Source organism: Plectonema cf. radiosum LEGE 06105, from assembly GCF_015207665.1.
Classification (GTDB): domain Bacteria; phylum Cyanobacteriota; class Cyanobacteriia; order Cyanobacteriales; family Nostocaceae; genus Rivularia; species Rivularia radiosa_A.
This window is the reverse complement of record NZ_JADEWL010000321.1, coordinates 1-1,071: the sequence shown is the minus strand read 5'-3', so window position 1 is coordinate 1,071 and position 1,071 is coordinate 1. Positions and strand designations below refer to the sequence as shown.

The 1,071-nt window shown below is 42.4% G+C and carries 1 protein-coding gene; it reads left to right on the top strand.

Annotated elements, in window-relative coordinates; genetic code table 11:
* Positions 1-953, top strand: a 953-nt coding sequence (locus IQ247_RS32220) for an RNA-guided endonuclease InsQ/TnpB family protein (protein ID WP_193926247.1), incomplete at its 5' end; no start/stop codon positions are given.
* Positions 954-1,071 lie beyond the last annotated feature (118 nt).

Below are 1,071 nucleotides of genomic sequence, written 5' to 3'. Positions count from 1 at the left end.
AAGCCAATCCCGATGCCAAAATTAAGTTTCCTAGTGCTATTGACCTACACAAGTGGTTGGTGGCATTGGTGAAATCCGAGAATGAATGGTATTATGAATGCTCCAAATCCACACCACAGCAAGCATTAATGGCATTGCGTGAATCTTGGAAGCGTTGCTTCAACAAAACGAATGGTGTTCCAAAGTTCAAAAAAAAAGGCAGGCGTGACTCTTTCACCCTCGAAGGTACTGTCAAAATACTTGGAAACAATAAAATTCAAGTACCTGTAATTGGTGTTCTCAGAACTTACGAACGACTGCCACAAGTCCTAATCAAATCTTGTACAATAAGACGCGAAGCCGATAGATGGTTTATTAGTTTCCGAAAAGATGTCGAGCAGCTTTACGAGACCAATACAAGCATTGTAGGCGTTGACCTCGGTGTCAAAAGCCTCGCAACCCTTTCAACTGGTGAGGTAATTCAAGGTGCTAAATCTTACCGAAAATATGAAGCAAAGTTGTCCAGAATGCAATGGTTGAATCGTCATAAAATCATCGGTTCAAGCAATTGGAAGAAAGCACAATTGCTTCGAGCTAGGTTACACAGAAAAATAGCCAACATCCGTAAAGACACGCTGCATAAGCTCACCACATTACTAGCCAAAAACCACGGCACAGTAGTGATTGAAGACCTCAACGTGTCCGGCATGATGGCTAATCACAAACTGGCTAAAGCTATTGCTGATATGGGATTTTATGAATTTCGTAGACAGTTGACCTACAAGTGTACCTTGCGAGGCTCCAAGCTGGTTGTGGTCGATAGATGGTTTCCAAGCTCTAAAACTTGTTCTAATTGTGGAACCAAAAAAGAAGCACTCTCGCTATCAGAAAGAGTGTTTGAGTGCGGACATTGCGGTTTTGTTTTGGATAGAGACTTAAACGCCGCAATTAATTTGTCCAAAATCGCCAGTTAGGTGAGGTTAGCCTGTGGACTGGTGAGTGCCGACACTGCCAGAATGAAGTAGGAAGTAAACGAAGCCCAAAGTAAATATTTCCAACTATGGGTAGCTTTGGGTAAGTGTTATGTAACGG